The following is an 18,544-nucleotide window of genomic DNA, read 5'->3' on the forward strand; positions in this document are numbered from 1 at the left end:
AAGGAGATTGAGCCGATGAAAAGCGGGCTCCTATCGGCTAGTCGTGTCTTTCACGCTTTGTCCACCCTCGCCCTGTGGCTCTCCGGGGCTGGCCTTGTCGCCATGACCGGGCTCGTGGCCTACCAGGTCTTCATGCGGTACGTCATCAATTCCTCGCCGTCATGGACCGAGGCGGCATCCATCCAGATCATGAGCTGGTTCATCTTTCTTGGCGCGGCCGTTGGCGTGCGCGAAAGGTTTCATATGGGCTTCGACGTGCTGCTCTACGCGCTGCCGGACAGCGCCACGCCCTGGCTGCGCAGCGTCAGCGATATCGCCATTTTCGGCTTCGGCTTCGGCATGGTCTGGTTTGGCGGCGAGCTGGCCATTCGCGGCGCCAGTGTGCGCATTCCGGTGCTCGGCCTGCCCCAGACCGTCACTTACCTGCCCATCGTGGTTTCCGGTGCATTGATCTGCCTGTTCATCCTGGAGCGCATGGCGTTGCGCCTAGCCGGCGAACCTGTCGATGCCGACTCCGCCGAACCCGCTATTACTGAGGTCTGATCACGATGGAATACTGGGTTCTTTTTGGGGTTTTCGGCGGCCTGATGTTTGTCGGCACACCCATCGCCTTCTGTCTCGGCATCGCCAGCCTTGCCACGATCGTCTATCTGGGCCGCCCGCCGGTGGTTGTGTTCCAGCAGCTCAATTCTGGCGTCTCCGCCTTTACGCTGATGGCTATTCCATTTTTCATCTTTGCCGGCGACCTGATGATGCGGGGAGGGATCGCCGCGCGGATCATCGCCTTTGCCGGATCGATCATCGGGCATGTGCGCGGGGGGCTCGGCCAGGTCAATATCGTTGCCTCGACCCTGTTCGGCGGGATTTCCGGCTCGGCTGTGGCAGAGGCGGCCGCAGTAGGCGGCATCATGATCCCCCAGATGAAGGCGCGCGGCTATGGCGCCGACTATGCGGTCAACGTTACCTCAATGGCGGCGCTGATTGCGCTGTTGCTGCCGCCCAGCCACAACATGATCATCTATTCGCTCTCAGGCGGTGGCCGTATCTCCATTGCGGACCTATTCACGGCCGGCGTCATTCCCGGCCTGTTGCTGGCGCTGGCGCTGATGATCACCGCCTATATCGTGGCGCGCCGGCGCGGGTACCCCACAGAGCCTTTCCCGGGCTTCGCCAAGGCATTCCAGTATTTCCTGATCTCCATTCCGGGCCTGATGCTGATCGCCATCATCTTTGGCGGGGTACGCTCCGGCATTTTCACGGCGACGGAAAGCTCCTGCATCGCCGTCATCTACGCCTTCCTCGTGACATTGGTCGTCTATCGCTCCATGGACTGGTCGAACTTCGTTCACTGCGTCATCGGCGCGGTGCGAACGACGGCCATGGTGCTGTTCATCATCGGCGCTGCGGCTTCGTTCGGCTGGCTGATGGCCTATATGCGAGTTGCCCCGATGCTGACCGAAATGGTGACGCAACTGACCAGCGATCCGCTGATGGTGCTGTTGCTCATCAATGTGTTGCTGCTGTTGCTCGGCACTTTCATGGACATGGGGCCGCTGATCATCATCACCACCCCCATCTTCCTACCCATGGTCACCAGCTTTGGCGTCGATCCGGTGCATTTCGGCGTCATAATGATCCTGAACCTGGGCATTGGCCTCAACACGCCGCCCCTGGGGCCGGTGCAGTTCGTGGCCGCGGCCGTGGGCAAGATTTCCATCTGGACGGCGATGCGCAGCGTCTGGCCGTTCTATCTGGCGGGCATCGCCGTGCTGGGACTCGTGACCTATATCCCGGCACTGTCGCTGTGGCTGCCCAGCCTGTTCCGGTGATGGCATGTCCCTAATCGACGTTTCGCTCCCTGCCCGAAAACCAAAACTCGCCGAATTGGTGGTCAATGCACTGCGCAAGCGCATCGGAGCCGGCGAGTTCGGCCCAGGTGAGAAGCTGCCGACCGAGAGCCAGATGACCACTCATTTCGGGGTCAGCCGGACTGTGGTTCGCGAGGCCATTGCGGCGCTAGCCGCCGATGGCATGGTGCAGTCGCGCCAGGGTGCCGGTGTCTTTGTCATGGCACAGGCGAGTTCGGCCTTCAGCGCCATTGCCGGGGAGCGCTCGAACAAGATTTCGGTGGCGCTCAATGTGCTCGAAGTGCGCATGGGCATCGAGATCGAGTCGGCTGGCCTTGCGGCACAGCGCCACAGCACCAGTCAGGTCGCCGCGATCCAGGAAGCCTGGAATGAGTTCGGGCGGTTGCTTTCGCAGGGCACGCCGACCGGCAAGACAGACTTTTCATTCCATCGCGCCGTAGCGGCCGCGACCAATAATCCGTTCTATCTCGAAGTGCTCGATGCCCTGGGTAGCCGCACCATTCCGTGCGACGTGGCCTCGCCCTGGGGCACGGAAAGCGTGCTGACCTATGAATACCAAGTGGGCCTGCATGAAGAGCACCGCCGCATTCTCACCGCCATTACTGCCCGCGATGCCGATGGCGCGCGTGAGGCGATGCGGGACCATCTTTCGCGCAGCCAGGATCGCTATCGCGGTCGCCTGGCCGAACAAAGTCAGACCAATTAGGACGTTTCCATGAGTACCGATTTCGATATCCGATTTGCCATTGATCCCGTGACGGCTGCGGCCATGGGCACCGGTGAGTTGCGCGAGAACTTCCTGATCGACGATCTGTTTGCTTCCGGTCAGGTGCGCTGGACCTACACCCATTACGACCGCATGGCGGTGGGCGGGGCCGTGCCTAATGGCGGGGCGCTGAAACTCGATGTCATCAAGCCTACCGGCACGGCCAATTTCCTGGACCGGCGCGAGATGATCGCTGTCAATATCGGGGAAGCCGGGACGATCTCGGTCGATGGTTCGGACCATGCAGTAGGGTCGCGCGACATGCTCTATATCGGCATGGGGGCAAAGGATGTGCGGTTTGCCGGGGAGGGCGCAAAGTTCTACCTGTTGAGCGCGCCAGCCCATGCGAGCTATCCCACGACGCTGCTGCAGCAGTCGGGCGCAAAGCGCCTCGACCTGGGCAGCGCCGAGACCGCTAATGAACGCTCGATTTACCAATACACCAACGATCTCAAGAGCTGCCAACTGGTCGTCGGCCTGACCCAGTTCGCCCCTGGTTCGGTATGGAACACCATGCCTGCGCATGTGCATGACCGGCGCATGGAGGCCTATCTCTATTTCGACCTGAAGCCCGATGCTTTCGTGGTGCACCTGATGGGCGAGCCGGACGAAAGCCGGCACCTGATCGTGCGCAACGAGCAGGCGATCCTGTCGCCGCCGTGGTCGATCCACTGTGGTGCCGGCACCGGAGCCTATACGTTCATCTGGGCCATGGCTGGCGACAATGTCGACTATACCGATGTCGAGAAGGTCGCCATGGAGGACCTACGCTGATGGATCTCGGCGCCTTCTCCCTATCCGGCAATACCGTGATGGTCACCGGCGCCAATACCGGTATCGGGCAGGGCATTGCCCTCAGCATCGGCCGGGCCGGCGGCAAGGTGATCGGGGTCGGTCGCTCGTCCATGGAAGAAACTGCCTCGCTAATGGCGGGGCAGGGTGCCGACTTCGCGGAGGTGCGTGCGGACCTGGGGTCTACCAAGGACGCGCAGGCGATGTTCGACGCGGCATGGAATGAACATGGTCCGATCGACGGTCTGGTCAATAATGCCGGGATCATCAAGCGAGTCGACGCGGTCGATTTCACCGAAGACGACTGGGACGCGGTGATGGACGTCAACCTCAAGACGATGTTCTTTCTCTGCCAGGCCATCGGCAAGAAAGCCATTGCGGCGGGTCGCGCGGCGCGGATCGTCAATATTGCCTCGATGCTGAGCTTTCAGGGCGGTATCCGGGTCGCCAGCTATACCGCCTCCAAGAGCGGGGTGCTGGGGATCACGCGGCTGCTCGCCAATGAATGGGCGGCCAAGGGCATTAATGTGAATGCGGTGGCGCCCGGCTATATCGAGACCAATAATACCGAGGCCCTGCGCAATGATCCGGACCGGTCAGCGTCGATCCTGGGGCGCATTCCGGCGGGTCGCTGGGGCGTGCCGTCCGATATCGGCGATGCCGCTGTGTTCCTGCTGGCGCCAGCTTCCAACTACATGCATGGCGCCGTCATCCCGGTCGATGGTGGCTGGCTTACGAGGTAATGACATGACTGAACAGAAGCTTTTCGCCCAGCCCAATGAAACCGAATGGACCGAACTGGCGCCGGGCAATACGCGCCGGGTGCTGATCCACCTACCCGAGCTGATGCAGGTGGAATTCGGCTTCGACAAGGGGGCAGTGGGCGCGCCGCACAGCCACCCGCATATCCAGGTCAGCTATGTCGCCGAAGGCAGCTTTGAAGTGACCATCGACGGCAAGGTCGAAGTGGTGAGGCAAGGCGGCAGCTTCATCGTGCCGACCGGCGTCGTTCACAGCGTCGTGGCGCTGGAAAAGGGCCGGCTGGTCGATGTGTTCACGCCCATGCGGCAGGATTTCGTCTAGCCCAGTTCTGCCAGCATGGCGGCGTAATGTTCGCCGTGCTGCCCGGTCCAGTTGGGCTTTCCGGGCGCTGTAAGCCGACCACGGCGGGGCGGGATGAAGCTGTAGATCGTTCGCACTGGCACTTCGTGCCAGTGCAGGTTGAAGGCGGCGAACTTGGGAAAGAACTCCATATCGGAGTAGGGCAAGTGATCGTGTACCCACCAGGCCATGGCCTCCCAATTGCCGGTGCGCTCGTAATAGGGGATGAAGCGGTTGATCACGATGCAGGCGGTGGCGCCCATGCGGCCTTCGGCGTCGCGTCGATCCCAGATGTGGCCGGCATAGTTCTTGGGGTTGGCGGCGCAGTTGAGTTTGTCGGCATTGCCGAAGCCATTGACCTCGGGCGAGCGATAGGCAGAACGCACGGAAATGCGGCCAAAGCGCTGCTGGAGGGGTTCGAGCAAGTCCTGGCAGAGGCGTGTTCCGGCAGCAATGGCGAGGTCGGGATTGTCGGGCAGGTTTGTGAAGCCGTGGATGGCGGCGATCTCGGAATAGAGAAAGTCGCGCATGAAGAAGCTGTCGCTGAGGCGGGTGCGGCCGAACTCCTCAAGAGCGCGGACAGTGCGGGGTTGGCGCATGGGGCTTGTTTCCTTGGCGGGCGACGGGCACATGCTGGAGGCGTAAGCCCGTTCGGGCAATCCGGTTTCGACGATACGGAGGACATGCGCCATGCTGCTGATCGCCTTCTACATTGCCATTTCCGTAGAAGCGATGACGGCGGCGCTGGCGGCCGGGCGCCGCAACATGGACTGGTTCGGGGTGTGCCTGATCGCCTGCGTGACCGCGCTTGGCGGCGGCACCATGCGCGATATCATGCTCGACCACTATCCGCTGGTGTGGGTGAAAAACCCCTATGTACTGCTGCTGGTTTGCGGGGCGGCGCTGGCGACGATTCCGCTGGCTCGGCTGGTGGACAAGCTGAAATGGCCGTTTCTGCTGCTCGATGCGCTGGGGCTGGTGGTGTTCACGGTGATCGGCTGCAATATCGGCATCGAGGCGGGCGTGCACCCGATCATCGTCATCGTTGCGGGCATGGTGACGGGTACGGCTGGCGGCGTACTGCGCGATGTGCTGTGCAACGACATTCCGCTGATCTTCCAGGGCGAACTTTATGCCTCGGTCTCGCTGGTCACCGGCGTGGTCTATTACCTGGGCCTGACCGGGGGCATGCCGGGCGACGTGATGGTGCTGATTGCCATTGCCCTGGGCTTTTCGCTGCGCGTGCTGGCGCTGGTGCTGAAGTGGGAAATGCCCAAATTCGTCTACGACCGGGACATGCGCAAATGAGGCCGGCGCGGATTGTTTTGTCGCGCCGGGCGGGGTTTGACCTGCAGGCCGTGTCACAGGCGTTGAACGGCCTGCCGGCGCAGTCGGTGGCGCGCCCCGGACCCTGGGGCAATCCCTTTACAATCGATGCGATAATGACCGAGACCGGGCTCGACAAGGATGCGGCGCAGGCCGAGGCCGTGGCGCGCTATGGGCGATGGATGGCCGGCGAGATCGAGGCCGACAGGCCACGCCCGGAACAAGCAGTTATCCGGGCGGCGCTGGCGGGCAGAAACCTCGCCTGCTGGTGCCGGGAAGGCTCTCCCTGCCATGTAGATACCCTGCTGCGGCTGGCCAGTGATTAGTCCGGCCAAGGCCGGACATTTTCGAATTTTGCGAATGGAGACTTCAAGTTGCGACAGACATGGCGATGGTTTGGCCCCAAGGACCTCACCAGCATTGATGACATTACCCAGGCCGGCGCAGCAGGCGTGGTGAGCGCGCTGCATCACGTGCCCAATGGCGTGGTGTGGACGCCCGAGGAAATCGCCAAGCGCCATTCCGAAATTGCGACCCGCAAGGACGGGACCGCATCGGGCCTCACCTGGGACGTGGTGGAAAGCCTGCCGGTCACCGAGGATATCAAGAAGCAGAAGGGCGATTGGCGCAAGCATGTCGCGAATTACAAGATCTCGATGAAGCATCTGGCCGATAGTGGCATCGAGACTATCTGCTACAATTTCATGCCGGTGCTGGACTGGACGCGCACCGACCTGCGATGGACCGTGCCCAATGGTGGGTCCTGCATGCGCTTTGATATCAATGACTTCGCGGCTTTCGATATCCATATCCTCAAACGCCCAGGAGCGGCCACGGACTTCACCAATGCCATTGCCGACGAGGCCGCACGGCGCTTTGAAGCGATGGGTGAGGACGACAAGAAGCAGCTGGCGCGAAATGTGACCATGGGCCTGCCCGGATCGACCGAGTCCATGTCGCTGGAGGATGTCCAGGACCACCTTGATGAATATGGCGCGATCAGTCGCGAGCAGTTGCGCACCCACTTCGTGGATTTCCTTGAAGAGGTGGTGCCAGTGGCTGAAGAGCTAGGCCTCCGGCTCTGCTGTCACCCCGATGATCCGCCATTCGCGCTGCTCGGCCTGCCGCGCATCATGTCCACCGAGGAAGATTACAAATATATCCTCGATGCCGTCGACAGTCCGGCCAATGGGATGACGCTGTGCTCGGGTTCACTTGGGGCCCGGCCGGACAATGACCTGCCCGGCATGATGGAGCGGTTCGGGCCCAAGGTGCATTTCCTGCACCTGCGCAACGTCAAGCGCGACAATGGTGACATTGCGGGCTCGTTCTTCGAAGCCGAGCACCTGGCGGGTGATACCGATATGGTGGCGCTGATCGCGGCGGTTCTCTCCGAAGAGCGCCGGCGCAAGGCCGAGGGCCGCAAGGACTGGGAAATCCCGATGCGGCCCGACCATGGACAGGATATTCTCGACGATCTCGGGCGTCGTTCGCAGCCGGGATATCCGACCATCGGCCGGATGAAGGGACTGGCGGAACTGCGCGGCGTGATGACGGCGCTTGAACACGCGCGATGGGGACTGCCGCAGCGCTGAGGCGCCACGTCCACGGGTGATGAAACCGGGGCTGGATGGCGGCCCCGGTACTGAAGCGGACACAGAAAAATACGCTATGTTAAGGGGTAAGGCTCATTGTGTGGACCATGTCTGCGCCCGGAGCCGCCTTTTCCCAGATCGATGGATTCGTCGACCGCGCGATTGGTGCGGACGGCCTGTCTTCTGCTTTGCGCGAAAAACTACTTGGCCAGCAACTCGCCTCGGTGGCGCTGATGGTTCCGGCGCTGATGGCCGCCTCGCTGATCGTCTCGGCCGTGTTCATGGTGGTGACCTGGGGCCTTCCCAGCTTCGGCGTGCTGGCGGCTCTTCTGAGTGCGATCAATATCATCCACCTCTACGCCACGGCGCTGGCGTCCCGGAGCCGACCGGGGCAGGCAGTCGGCCGCGCGGCAACGCAGGCTGTCATACTCGCCTTGAGCGTGGGTGTGCTTTGGGCCGTGGTCCTCTCGGTATTGCCGGTCGAACAGGATATCGCCATTCGTACCGTGGCCTTGCTGGGTGCGGGCGGATTGCTTTGCATCTCGCTGATCGCACTGATCAATTACCCGCAGGCCCTTGCGGCGTTGACCATTCCTATCGTCATCGGCTCGCTGCGCGGGCTTACCGGCCTCGGGCAATCGGGCGACATTCTGGTGCAAGGCACGCTGATTGGTGGGTTCACCTTTATCCTGGTGACAGTGGTGTTCAATCATGCGGCGGCGTTCGTAGCGCTGCGCGCCTCGGAGATGTTGGTGGAAGAAAAGGGCCAGATCATTGGCCTGTTGCTGCGCGAGTTCGAGCAGACGGCCTCGGACTGGGTGTGGGGCGTTGACCAGGCCGGTATCGTCACCCGATTGTCAGGGGGCTTCACCAAGGCCACCGGGGCTACGGAAGCTGACCTGATCGGGGCCGATTTTAATCTGTTTTTGCAGGAGATCACGGCGCCGTCAGATCCGCTGGTGCGCCGGATCGAGCGGGCCATAGCGGCGCGGGAAACCTTCCAGGATGTCGAAATCCAGATCATGATCACCGGGCAGGAATGCTGGTGGCGGCTGACGGGCAAGCCGGCCTTTGACGAAGCCGGGAAGTATCTGGGCTATCTCGGCACCGGTTCTGACATCAGCGAGCGCAAGATTGCCGAGCGCCGTATTACCCTGCTTGCGCACCACGACTCGCTGACGGGGCTGTTGAACCGGACCAAGTTCACCGAGCAATTGACACTCAATGTCGCGCGACTGGAACGTTATGGCACGCCGTTTACCGTCATGTTTCTCGACCTCGACCAGTTCAAGGGGGTCAATGACAGCAAAGGGCATATGGCGGGTGACCGGCTGCTGACGGAAGTGGCTGCCCGCATGCAGGCGCAGCTCAAGGACATCGATATTGCCGCCCGGTTTGGTGGCGATGAATTTGCTATCCTGCTTCCCGATGCGGGCACCCGGGAAGCCGTCGAAGCGCTTGCGGCGCGGCTGGTCAGCGTCATGCGCGAGCCCTTCGTGATCGAGGGCGACATGTTTCTGATCGGGGCCAGCATTGGGATTGCCATGGCCCCCGATGATGGCATCCGCCCCGACCACCTGTTGCGCAATGCCGACCTGGCGCTTTATCGTGCCAAGGCCGATGGACGTTCGATGCACCGGTTCTTTGAAACCGAGATGGACTCGGAGCAGCGCGAGCGAAGACTGATCGAGGCCGAGCTGCGCGGCGCTATCGCCAGGAGCGAGCTGGTGCTGCACTACCAGCCATTGGTCAACGCCACGGACGGGCTGCCGACCGGCTTTGAAGCGCTGATCCGCTGGAATCATCCGACGCGGGGCCTGGTGGCGCCGGCCGAGTTCATCGCCATTGCCGAACAGTCCGACCTGATCGTCGATATTGGCGACTGGACGATCAACCAGGCCTGTATCGCCGCGGCGGCCTGGCCAGAGCATCTGACTGTGGCCGTCAATCTTTCGGCGCGGCATTTCCGCCGGTCCGATATCGGACGGGTGGTGCAGCGGGCATTGCGCGATTCCGGTCTCGCGCCGAAACGGCTGGAAATCGAGATCACCGAAGGCCTCCTGATCGAAAATCCAGATGAGGTCATCGAGAAGCTGGCCGAAATCCGTGCACTGGGCGTCACCATCGCCATGGATGATTTTGGGACCGGCTATTCGTCGCTGAGCTATCTGCTGAAGTTTCCTTTCGACAAGATCAAGATCGACCGCTCCTTCGTGGAGGCCTCGACCAATGATCCGATTGCCCGCGACATCCTGCGGGCCATCGCCTCGATGGCCAAGACGCTGAAGCTCCGGATCACCGCCGAGGGCGTCGAGACCGCGGAGCAGGCGGAGTTCCTGTCGGAGATCGCCTGTCATCAGCTGCAGGGGTTTTATTTCGCGCGTCCGCTGACGCCTGAGGATTTGCCGGCCTATCTGCTCTCCACTGTTGCCGGCGGCGCCACGGCGCTAGTTGAGCCAGAACGCGCGCTGGCGAGTTAATCCTCGAGCAGATATCCGCCAGCGCGGGCTGGCAAAACTTCGCTGCCGACGATCTTGGCGACGGACGAACCGACCACGACAAATTTGGCCGTGGCGCGGGAGAGGATGAGGCCGTCAGTTCCGGCGCGCAGCGGCGTGCGTTGCAGGAAGGCTTCCGGCCCGTCCATGGCGATGATGTCGGCGACGACGTCGCCCTTTTTCACTCGGTCACCCAAGTTAACCCTATAGGCGAGCAAACCCGGCCGGTCAGCACGGAGCATCTCGGTGGCTTCCAAGGAGGTCGGGCCAGGCGCGGGCGTGGCTGTTGGGGGCGTTGCATCGATCAGGCGACGATCGGCGAAGAAGTTGTACAGGCCCATGGCATCTTCGAGGCCGATGACATCATGGGTGTCGGCCTGACCGCGATACTCCAGCGTTGCGGTTTCGGCGCCCATAGGGATGGGGAAAGCGGGATTGGCGCTCTGCGCCTTGCGGTAGAGGCTGGGCAGCACTTCGTCAAAGGAGCCGCCGCCGCTGTCCTCGGCGGTCAGGGTCGCGGCGACCTGCATGCGGTCGGCCAAGTCCTGCAAGCCGGGCATCAGGTCGGGTGAAGTGAAGATGTGTTTGAGGCTCTCATCGTCGCAATGGAGGTCGAGTATGATGTCGGCGTCATGGGCTGATTGCATGATCAGAAGCCGCAGGCGCTGGGCGGCTGTCGCCGGTTGCTGCTGGTCGAGCCAGACGCCAACGGCATTGCGGATAGTCGCGAGGTTGGCCTTTGGGTCACTGGTCAGTTTGCCGGCAATCGCCGCAGCGATCTGAGGATAGAGGTCGGGCCAGCGGCGGTTGAAATTGACGCCGGTTTCGAGGTCGTAGCGGCCGATATGGCGGCGCAGCACGCGGGTGGCGAGGCCTAGCGGATTGACCGAAGGGAAGATGACGAAGCGGGCCTTGAGCGTGCCGGCGGCATCAGCGTCGCGCAGCATCGGCAGAAGGTGATGCAGCGCCATGGTGCCGGGTTGCTCGTCGGCATGGAGGGCGGCCTGCAGGTATACCTTGGTGGGCGCGTCATCTGGACCGGCGGTGTACCAGTAGAGCGTGGTGGACTGGCCCGGCGCATCGCCGGCCAGCACGGTGGAGTGCTGCTGAAAGGTCATGGAAATGCTCTATCGTAGCCATTTTGGGGCGAAGCGCAGGCCGGGTTGCGCTGGAAGATGGCGCATTAGCCGCTGGTAGATGAGGCCGAAAAGGAAGAACACCACCAGCGAGACCAATAGGAAATAGAGAGCGGCGACCGAGAAATGCAGGAAGGCATTGTAGTCACGCTCGAACAAGGTTTTAGCGGTGATCATCAGATCGGCCTGGGGGCCAACCACCGGCAGGGCGAAATAGACGATGGCCGTGGCGTGGAACAGAAATACTACCTCATTGGTATAGGCCGGCCAGGCTAGGCGTATGAGATTGGGCCAGACGACGCGGTGGAACTGCTGGGCGCGGCTCATTCCATAAGCGCGGGCGGCCTCGACGGCACCGCGCGGCACGGCGCGCAGGGCACCATAGAAAATCTCGGCGGTATAGGCCGCGGTGTTGAGCACCAGCACCAGCGGGCCGATGAACAAAGGATGCAGCACGAAACCGGAAATGCCGAGCGGTCGCCACACTGTCAGGTTGAGCGAGAGCGCCAGCGAATAGAACATGAAGAACTGTATGAAGAGCGGCGAGCCCCGGAAGGCATAGATGTAGCCGCGCGACAGGGCGTTGATCAGCGGATTGGACGACGCCTTGCCCAGGGACAGGAATACCGCCATGACGAAACCGAGTGGGATGGAGGCGGCGGCAAAATAGATGTTGAACACCACTGCCGGGGCCATGATCGCCAGATCGTTGAAGAACCCTTCCATCAGGCCGGCACCTCGCTGAGGATGCCGCGGCCGGCCCGGCGCATGATCGCCTCGAAGGCGCGCTCGGAGAGCCAGGTGACGAGGATGTAGAATATGAAGAGCACGAGGTAATAGCGCCAGCGCCAGTCGTCGTGGACAAGGCCCACGGTGGGCAGAAAATTGGGCGCGCCGAGGCGGTCGGCCCAGAGTACAATATCGGCAATCTGCAGCAGCGAGAGCAGCGAGGTCGCCTTGACGATGAGCATCCAGACATTGGAGAGGCCGGGCAGGGCATAGACCCACATCTGGCGAATATGCACCCGCCAGAGCACCTGGGCGGTGCTCATGCCATAGGCGCGTGCCGCCTCAAGCTGGCCGGCGGGCACGGCGCGCATGGCGCCGTGGATGACATTGGTGGCGAAGGCGCCATAGACCAGACCCAGCGAAACGCTGGCGAGCAGCAGATATTCGGTTGTGCCGAGGAACCAGTTGGCCTCGCGGCAGGGCGGCCAGGGCGCGGTCTGGGCCGCGATGGCTTCTGGTGAACAGACCTGGGTGGAAATCAGCCATTCCACGCCCTGTTCGAAAGCCAGCGGGAAAAACAGAAAGAACAGCACGTCTGGCACGCCGCGCACGATCGAGGAATAGGTTGAACCGATGAGGCGGAAGCCGACAAAGCGCGAGTTCTTCAGGGTTGCGCCGATGAGGCCAAAGACCACGGCCAGGGTGCCTCCCAGCAGCGCGGCATAGATCGTGAACTGGAAACTTGCGTACCAGGTGAGATGCTTGCCGTTGGTGATGTAGCCGACCCAGAAGGCCAGGTCTTCGGACATGCCGCCGCCCCGCGGTTAGATGCTCCCCCCGGTGGCGGGAGGAGCAGGTCTGTCTGGCTTATTCGGCGAAATAGGGGCCGCGACCCTCGAACCACTGAGCAATCAAGGCATCGACGGTCCCGTCGGCCTTAAGGGTCGCGAGGGCTTCATTCACTGTCGCCTTGAGATCGGGGTCTTCCTTGCGGATGCCTGCACCGACGCCATTGCCGATCATGACGTCCTCGCCAATGAACTCCATGGCGCCACCGGAGGCGGCAACGACCGGCTCAAGATAGGCACCATCGGCGAGGATGGTGTCGAGGTTGCCCGCGGCCAGGTCGGCCATGGCCTGATCGGCAGTCGAGAAGGTGACCACGGTGTTGCCGCTGCCGAGGTTTTCTTCGGCATAGGCGGCCTGAATGGTGCCTCCCTGGACACCGACGCGCGCGCCTGAGAGCGCAGCGATATCAAGACCGGCGCCGGATGCCGCGACAAACCTCGATGGATCGGGCGGGAAATAATTGTCCGAGAAGTCGATGGTTTCGAGACGCTCGTCGGTGATCGACATGCCGGCCATGATCAGGTCGTAGTTGCCGGCGAGCAGGTTCGGGATGATGGAATCCCAATCATTGATGATCCATTCGCAGGTGAGGCCTGCGGTTTCGCAGATGGCATTGCCCAGATCGATCTCGAAGCCGGCAGGCTCACCGGCGTCGTTGAGGAAGTTCCAGGGAGCATAAGCGCCTTCAGTGGCGATGCGCACGGTTTCCTGCGCAAAGGCGGGGGTGCCGAGCGCCAGGACGGCCGCAGCGGCCAGCATCATCTTCTTCATGGTTGTTCTCCGTTTGGTTGTTCGTTGTATTGAGCGCCCGGTATTCCGGGTCGGTTCCCAATGACGTCACGCATGGTTGGCGGCATTGAGGAATTGCTTGAGACGGGTTGATCGTGTGGCGGCAAACACTTCGTCAGGTGTGCCTTCTTCCTCGATCAGCCCCTGATGCAGGAAAATCACCCGGTCCGAGACCGAGCGGGCGAAGTCCATGTCATGCGTAACCAGCACCATGGTGCGGCCTTCGTCGGCGAGCAGCTTGATGACGCGCAGGACTTCCACTTCCAGCTCCGGATCGAGGGCGGAGGTGGGTTCATCGAACAGCATGACGCGCGGATTAATACAAAGGGCCCGTGCAATGGCGGCGCGCTGCTGCTGGCCACCGGAGAGCTGGGCGGGATAGGCGTCGGCCTTGGCTCCGATCCCCACTTTCTCGAGCATGGCCCGGGCCTCCGCCTCGACCTCGGTCCGGTCGCGCTTTTGCACCACCAGCGGCGCTTCCATGACATTTTCGAGAATGGTCATGTGGGCCCATAGATTGAAGGACTGGAACACCATGCCGAGCTCGGAGCGGATGCGGCGGATCTGGTTCTCGTCGCCAATACGACGACCCTGTCCCTTACCCCTCAGGGCAATGGCTTCGCCAGCGATGAGGACGTCGCCCTGGTCGGGGACTTCGAGCATGTTGATACAGCGGAGCAGGGTCGACTTGCCGGACCCGGATGAGCCGATGAGCGAAACGACCTGGCCTTCGCGTGCAACAAAGGAAATGCCCTTGAGCACTTCCAGCGCCCCGAAGGACTTGTGAAGATCGCGCAGCTCAACAACTGGCGATGCCCCCGCGATGGCGGGTTCGGCCTGCTTCATGCTCACCATTGCCCGTATGAGGGCGCCTTCCTGACCGGCGATTGCCTAATTGTGGGCTGGCAATCTTGACCGTTTGGTAGAAAACCAGAAGTCAGTGATATAGCAAGCGAAAAAGCGGGTTTTGCCCGCGTCCACGCGACGAGGTAGCGGCATGTTCTTTGTGCTCTCAAAAATTTTCTGGCTCATTGCACAGCCGATCAGCGTGGTGATGCTGCTGATCCTGGGCGCGCTGGCGCTTGTCCTCGTGAATCGGCGCCGGTCTGCGATGGCGGCCCTGTTTACGGCGGCGGTCCTGCTGGGTGGGCTTAGCTTTACCAGCATCGGCTATCTGCTGATCCAGCCGCTGGAGGACCGCTTTGCGCGGCCAGATGTTCCGTCGGGTGCGGTCAGTGCCATTGTCATGCTGGGCGGGGCGACAGTGGCACGAGCGAGTTCGGCACGCCAGACCGTGGCGCTCAATGATGCCGGCGAGAGGTTGACCACAACCCTGTGGCTGGCCATGCAATATCCCGAGGCTCGCATTGTGCTCTCCGGCGGCGGTGGCCTGTTGTCGGGCGAAACCGAAAGCGAGGCCGAGACGGCCCGGCGCTTTTTTATCGGGCTTGGCATTGAAGAAGAACGGTTGGTCCTCGAGGGGCAGTCGCGCAATACGGCCGAGAACGCGCAGTTTAGCCGCAATGCGCTCGGCGACGCGGGTGGGACCATTATCCTCGTGACCTCGGCGTTCCACATGCCCCGGTCTGTGGGGCTGTTCCGGCAGGCAGGGATCGACGTGGTTCCTTGGCCAGCCGATTATCGCAGTAGTGGAACGCAGGGTTTTGGCCTCGATACTGCCGCGCCTGACCAGAACCTGGATGTGGCGACAACGGCCCTGCGCGAATGGATCGGTTTGGCTGTCTACCGGCTCACAGGACAGATCGAGACGATCTTTCCCGGGCCCTGATAACGATACGACGCCCGCAAGCGCCGCATCGTGGTTCCGATGTTGTCGGTCAGGTCCTGCGGAAGAAGCCAATGACGAGGGAAATGACCAGGAATGCCAGGAACAGGAAGAAAAGTATCTGCGCGATGCCAGCCGAGGCGCCGGCAATGCCGCCGAAGCCAAGAACGCCGGCGATCAGCGCGATCACCAGAAAGACGAGTGCATAATACAGCATGGGTAACTCCATGATTGATCTGTCATCTCAACGCCCGCCGCCGGCGGCAAGTTCCGGTGGACAGCAAAAAGGCCAGCTCGCGCCGGCCTTTGCCCATTGTCTGATGCTCGGCAGGTAATTTACGCGGCAGCGCGCGATCCTTCATCAAAGAACAGCGCCTGGCTGATCAGAGCCTTCACCATTTCGGGATTGAAGGGCTTGGTCACGAGGAAAGTCGGCTCGGGCCGTTCACCAGTGAGCAGGCGCTCAGGGAAGGCGGTGATGAAGATCACCGGCACCGAATGGGTGTTGAGAATGTCATTGACCGCATCAATGCCCGAGCTGCCATCGGCCAGCTGAATATCGGCGAGGATCATGCGCGGCCGGGTCTGGTTGAACAGGCTGACCGCCTCCTTGTGGGTGCGGGCGATGCTGACAACGGTATGTCCGAGGCTCTGCACCATCTGCTCGATATCCATGGCGATCAACGGTTCATCCTCGATGATCATGATCTCGGTGGCCACCTGACGCGAGATGTCGGTGGAGGCCTGGTCGAGCAGGGAGGCGAATTCTTCATCGCTGGCGGAGAGGATTTCCGCAGCCTGAGCGTGATTGAAGCCCTCAACTGCCACCAGGAGGAACGCCTGGCGGGGCAGCGGAGCGAGATTGGCGAGGTTTGCCGCCGCCCGCTTTTCCCAGGCAAAGCTGGATGCGGGTTCGGGAATGGACACCGCTGAAGACGAGAAGAGAGCTGAGAACAGCTTGTAGAGAGCAATCCGGTCGCTGGACGCTTCGGGGAACAGGGAGATGTCGGCGATAAGGGCTTCGAGGGTAGCGGCGACATAAGCATCGCCGGAGGTCTGCGATCCCGTGACGGCTCGGGAAAAACGCCGCAGATAGGGCAGGTGCGGTGCAATCCGCGTGGACAAGGACATAGACGAAAACTCCCAAGGTGACGCTAGTGGTTCAGAACCTCACGATGGCACAGAACGTCCATTTGCAATAAAAGTTCCAGACCTGCGGAACTTTTCTGCGCCAGTGTGCATTGCAGGCTGGGAATAGGGCGATTCCAGGGACGGAACGGTCGTACAAGCATGAAGAAGGATAATTTGGTGACCCAGCAACGTGTGCGCATGCAGGCGGGGCGGGCAGATGACGGGCTCGGTCCAACGACCGATATCGGCTCGCGTTTGCGTGCGCTTTATGGGGCGGTTCAGGATGAGGGTGTTCCTGATCAATTGCTCGACCTGCTCGAAAAGCTCGATGGCGCGGAGAAAGCCCAAGGCGGCAAGTCTTCTGACCAGGGCGGGGAGTGACGGCATGGGGGCCGAGGGAACTTCATTCAAGCGAGAAATGCTCGCGACACTTCCAAGCCTGCGCGCATTTGCAGTCTCCCTGACGGGCAAGCACGACAAGGCTGATGACCTGGTCCAAGACACGGTGATGAAGGCTTGGGCCAAGCAGTCCAGCTTCGAAATGGGCACCAATATCAAGGCGTGGCTCTTCACCATTTTGCGCAATGAGTTTTATAGCCAGATGCGTAAACGCGGTCGCGAAGTGCAGGACAGCGACGGGGTCTTTACCGAGAGACTGTCGGTGCATCCCTCGCAATACGGCCTGATGGACCTTGAGGACTTCAAGATGGCACTGGCAAAATTGCCGGACGACCAGCGCGAGGCGATTATCCTTATCGGCGCCTCCGGCTTTTCCTACGAGGAGGCTGCCGCCATTTGCGAATGCGCGGTGGGAACCATGAAAAGCCGCGTCAGCAGGGCTCGCGCGCGGCTGACCGAACTGCTCAAGATCACCGGCGAGTCCGATTACGGCCCCGATGCAGTCTCGGCTCAGGTGACCTCGGGCAACGGGTTCTGACGCAGGCGCGCGATGATAGCAGAAGCCAGGTCCTCATCGGGGATGGGCTTGAGAACAATGGGCGTGCCGGGCAGTTCCGGAACGCCGAAGGCCAAGCGGGCGTCCGCGCTGAGGCCAAGCACCGGTATGCCGCTCTGGGAAACCTGCCGCGCCAGTTCGATCAGTTCGGGGTGGTTGGTTTCCAGTTCGATAATGGCCAGACCAGCCTGGGCCCAGGACCGAGCATTGCCATGGGCCTCACCGGCGCTGGTGGCAAGTACGACCTTGGATACACCCAAGCCTTCGAGGACGTTTTGAATACCCAAAGCTATTATGAATTGGGTCTCAACGACGAGAACCGTGCGATCTGCCAGCATGATTCCGCCTGTTATCCGGAATCCCCTGATGGGCTTTGCTGCCCATATTGTCATTTAACTTTGACATGTTGGACGCACGCGTTTGCGGTTCGAGCTTCAAAGGGTCAGGAAACGTCGTGAGCCTTGTTGTTCCTTCCACGGGGCGTCGCGTGCCCTGCGAGCAGTGCCCCCTGCGCCCGCTGCCGACTTTTCGCGACTTCACGGCCCAGGAGCTGAAATTCGTATCCAGCTTCAAAACCGGCGAGATGACCGCCGAGGCCGGCGCGGTGATCATTTCGGAGGGCGCCCATAGCGCCCATTTGTTCACGTTGCTTTCTGGCTGGGCCTTTCGGTTTAAGATGCTTGATGACGGGCGCCGGCAAATCCTCAACTATCTGTTGCCTGGCGACCTGGTGGGCCTGCAAGGTTCGGTCATCGGCGAGATGGATCACTCGGTGGAGGCTCTGTCGCCGCTGATCCTGTGTGTTTTCCAGCGCGACCGGCTCGATGAATTGTTCCGCAACCAACCGGGGCTCAGTTTTGATGTCACCTGGTTGGCGGCGCGCGAGGAGCGGATGCTGGACGATCACCTGCTCAGCCTTGGCCGACGCACCGCGCTCGAGCGCGCGGCCTACCTCCTGGCCTTCCTTCATGAACGAGCGGTATCGGTTGGGCTGGGAAATGGCAGCGCGTATATTCCGCTGACGCAGCAGCATGTGGCAGACACATTGGGACTGTCCATCGTCCACACCAACAAGACGCTGCGCAAGCTGACCAATCGCGGTCTCATCCGCTGGCTGGGACGCAGTTGCCAGGTGCTCGATGCCGCAGAACTGGCGCGTGTCGCTGGTTGGGACGGGCCAGGCGAGCGCGTCAGGCCCCTGATCTAGAGTAGGCCTCAATGCT

The 18,544-nt window shown here is 61.7% G+C and carries 23 protein-coding genes; 14 read left to right on the forward strand and 9 right to left on the reverse strand.

Annotation, left to right across the window (positions count from 1 at the left end):
• Positions 1-15: 15 nt before the first annotated feature.
• Genes ACXYMS_RS02255 through ACXYMS_RS02280 form a run of 6 tightly spaced genes read left to right on the forward strand, consistent with a single transcriptional unit; the run spans position 16 to position 4,509 of the window.
• Complete coding sequence (locus ACXYMS_RS02255) at positions 16-543, forward strand: TRAP transporter small permease (RefSeq protein ID WP_458903399.1); 528 nt, start codon at positions 16-18, stop codon at positions 541-543.
• A gap of 5 nt (positions 544-548) precedes the next feature.
• Positions 549-1,829: a TRAP transporter large permease gene (locus tag ACXYMS_RS02260; RefSeq protein WP_458903400.1), complete on the forward strand. Its 1,281-nt coding sequence runs from the start codon at positions 549-551 to the stop codon at positions 1,827-1,829.
• Positions 1,830-1,833: 4 nt separating this feature from the next.
• Positions 1,834-2,574 (forward strand): FadR/GntR family transcriptional regulator, encoded by a 741-nt coding sequence (locus ACXYMS_RS02265; protein ID WP_458903401.1) that lies wholly within the window; start codon positions 1,834-1,836, stop codon positions 2,572-2,574.
• A 9-nt stretch (positions 2,575-2,583) separates the two neighbouring features.
• On the forward strand, positions 2,584-3,408 hold the full coding sequence (gene kduI / locus ACXYMS_RS02270; protein WP_458903402.1) for a 5-dehydro-4-deoxy-D-glucuronate isomerase: 825 nt from the start codon (positions 2,584-2,586) through the stop codon (positions 3,406-3,408).
• Positions 3,408-4,169 (forward strand): 2-dehydro-3-deoxy-D-gluconate 5-dehydrogenase KduD, encoded by a 762-nt coding sequence (kduD, locus tag ACXYMS_RS02275; RefSeq protein ID WP_458903403.1) that lies wholly within the window; start codon positions 3,408-3,410, stop codon positions 4,167-4,169. Before kduI ends, kduD begins: the two co-directional genes overlap by 1 nt.
• A gap of 4 nt (positions 4,170-4,173) precedes the next feature.
• Entirely contained in the window at positions 4,174-4,509 is a 336-nt protein-coding gene (locus tag ACXYMS_RS02280; RefSeq protein ID WP_458903404.1) for a cupin domain-containing protein, read from the forward strand.
• Here the strand turns inward: ACXYMS_RS02280 and ACXYMS_RS02285 are convergent.
• Positions 4,506-5,126: a hypothetical protein gene (locus ACXYMS_RS02285; protein ID WP_458903405.1), complete on the reverse strand. Its 621-nt coding sequence runs from the start codon at positions 5,124-5,126 to the stop codon at positions 4,506-4,508. The two genes, ACXYMS_RS02280 and ACXYMS_RS02285, sit on opposite strands and share 4 nt — an antisense overlap.
• Before the next feature lie 91 nt (positions 5,127-5,217).
• Here ACXYMS_RS02285 and ACXYMS_RS02290 point away from each other — a divergent pair, with 91 nt between their 5' ends.
• From ACXYMS_RS02290 to ACXYMS_RS02305, 4 genes are all read left to right on the forward strand, one after another.
• Positions 5,218-5,835 carry a trimeric intracellular cation channel family protein gene (locus ACXYMS_RS02290; protein WP_458903406.1) on the forward strand — a complete coding sequence of 206 codons (618 nt, stop codon included), beginning with the start codon at positions 5,218-5,220 and terminating at the stop codon, positions 5,833-5,835.
• Positions 5,832-6,179 (forward strand): DUF4326 domain-containing protein, encoded by a 348-nt coding sequence (locus tag ACXYMS_RS02295; protein WP_458903407.1) that lies wholly within the window; start codon positions 5,832-5,834, stop codon positions 6,177-6,179. The genes ACXYMS_RS02290 and ACXYMS_RS02295 overlap by 4 nt, the downstream gene beginning before the upstream one ends.
• A gap of 48 nt (positions 6,180-6,227) precedes the next feature.
• Entirely contained in the window at positions 6,228-7,448 is a 1,221-nt protein-coding gene (gene uxuA / locus ACXYMS_RS02300; protein WP_458903408.1) for a mannonate dehydratase, read from the forward strand.
• A 107-nt stretch (positions 7,449-7,555) separates the two neighbouring features.
• Positions 7,556-9,928 carry a putative bifunctional diguanylate cyclase/phosphodiesterase gene (locus ACXYMS_RS02305; RefSeq protein ID WP_458903409.1) on the forward strand — a complete coding sequence of 791 codons (2,373 nt, stop codon included), beginning with the start codon at positions 7,556-7,558 and terminating at the stop codon, positions 9,926-9,928.
• Here ACXYMS_RS02305 and ACXYMS_RS02310 read toward each other — a convergent pair.
• The 5 genes from ACXYMS_RS02310 to ACXYMS_RS02330 form a co-directional block, all read right to left on the reverse strand.
• Complete coding sequence (locus tag ACXYMS_RS02310) at positions 9,925-11,064, reverse strand: succinylglutamate desuccinylase/aspartoacylase family protein (protein ID WP_458903410.1); 1,140 nt, start codon at positions 11,062-11,064, stop codon at positions 9,925-9,927. The genes ACXYMS_RS02305 and ACXYMS_RS02310 overlap by 4 nt on opposite strands.
• A gap of 9 nt (positions 11,065-11,073) precedes the next feature.
• Positions 11,074-11,808, reverse strand: coding sequence for an ABC transporter permease subunit (locus ACXYMS_RS02315; protein WP_458903411.1), 735 nt, complete (start codon positions 11,806-11,808; stop codon positions 11,074-11,076).
• Complete coding sequence (locus ACXYMS_RS02320) at positions 11,808-12,620, reverse strand: ABC transporter permease subunit (RefSeq protein ID WP_458903412.1); 813 nt, start codon at positions 12,618-12,620, stop codon at positions 11,808-11,810. Before ACXYMS_RS02320 ends, ACXYMS_RS02315 begins: the two co-directional genes overlap by 1 nt.
• 58 nt (positions 12,621-12,678) lie before the next feature.
• Positions 12,679-13,431 carry a transporter substrate-binding domain-containing protein gene (locus tag ACXYMS_RS02325; RefSeq protein WP_458903413.1) on the reverse strand — a complete coding sequence of 251 codons (753 nt, stop codon included), beginning with the start codon at positions 13,429-13,431 and terminating at the stop codon, positions 12,679-12,681.
• 66 nt (positions 13,432-13,497) lie between these two features.
• Positions 13,498-14,295, reverse strand: coding sequence for an ABC transporter ATP-binding protein (locus ACXYMS_RS02330; RefSeq protein ID WP_458903414.1), 798 nt, complete (start codon positions 14,293-14,295; stop codon positions 13,498-13,500).
• A gap of 151 nt (positions 14,296-14,446) precedes the next feature.
• Between ACXYMS_RS02330 and ACXYMS_RS02335 the strand changes: the two genes are divergently transcribed.
• The gene (locus tag ACXYMS_RS02335; RefSeq protein ID WP_458903415.1) at positions 14,447-15,238 is read left to right on the forward strand and encodes a YdcF family protein; all 792 of its coding nucleotides are present in this window, start codon (positions 14,447-14,449) and stop codon (positions 15,236-15,238) included.
• Positions 15,239-15,287: 49 nt separating this feature from the next.
• On the opposite strand, the gene ACXYMS_RS02340 is transcribed toward ACXYMS_RS02335, so the two are convergent.
• Positions 15,288-15,452 (reverse strand): DUF1328 domain-containing protein, encoded by a 165-nt coding sequence (locus tag ACXYMS_RS02340; protein ID WP_220304415.1) that lies wholly within the window; start codon positions 15,450-15,452, stop codon positions 15,288-15,290.
• Positions 15,453-15,571: 119 nt separating this feature from the next.
• Complete coding sequence (locus ACXYMS_RS02345; RefSeq protein WP_458903416.1) at positions 15,572-16,366, reverse strand: response regulator; 795 nt, start codon at positions 16,364-16,366, stop codon at positions 15,572-15,574.
• A gap of 177 nt (positions 16,367-16,543) precedes the next feature.
• On the opposite strand from ACXYMS_RS02345, the gene ACXYMS_RS02350 reads away from it, so the two are divergent.
• Both ACXYMS_RS02350 and ACXYMS_RS02355 read left to right on the forward strand, forming a co-directional pair.
• Positions 16,544-16,747, forward strand: coding sequence for a NepR family anti-sigma factor (locus ACXYMS_RS02350; RefSeq protein ID WP_458903417.1), 204 nt, complete (start codon positions 16,544-16,546; stop codon positions 16,745-16,747).
• Between the two features lie 4 nt (positions 16,748-16,751).
• A complete protein-coding gene (locus ACXYMS_RS02355) occupies positions 16,752-17,303 on the forward strand; it encodes an RNA polymerase sigma factor (protein WP_458903418.1) in 552 nt (183 codons plus the stop codon).
• On the opposite strand, the gene ACXYMS_RS02360 is transcribed toward ACXYMS_RS02355, so the two are convergent.
• Entirely contained in the window at positions 17,276-17,659 is a 384-nt protein-coding gene (locus ACXYMS_RS02360) for a response regulator (RefSeq protein WP_458903419.1), read from the reverse strand. The two genes, ACXYMS_RS02355 and ACXYMS_RS02360, sit on opposite strands and share 28 nt — an antisense overlap.
• A gap of 116 nt (positions 17,660-17,775) precedes the next feature.
• On the opposite strand from ACXYMS_RS02360, the gene ACXYMS_RS02365 reads away from it, so the two are divergent.
• A complete protein-coding gene (locus ACXYMS_RS02365; protein WP_458904580.1) occupies positions 17,776-18,528 on the forward strand; it encodes a Crp/Fnr family transcriptional regulator in 753 nt (250 codons plus the stop codon).
• The last annotated feature ends 16 nt before the right edge of the window (positions 18,529-18,544 follow it).

This window comes from Devosia sp. CAU 1758 (assembly GCF_054482695.1).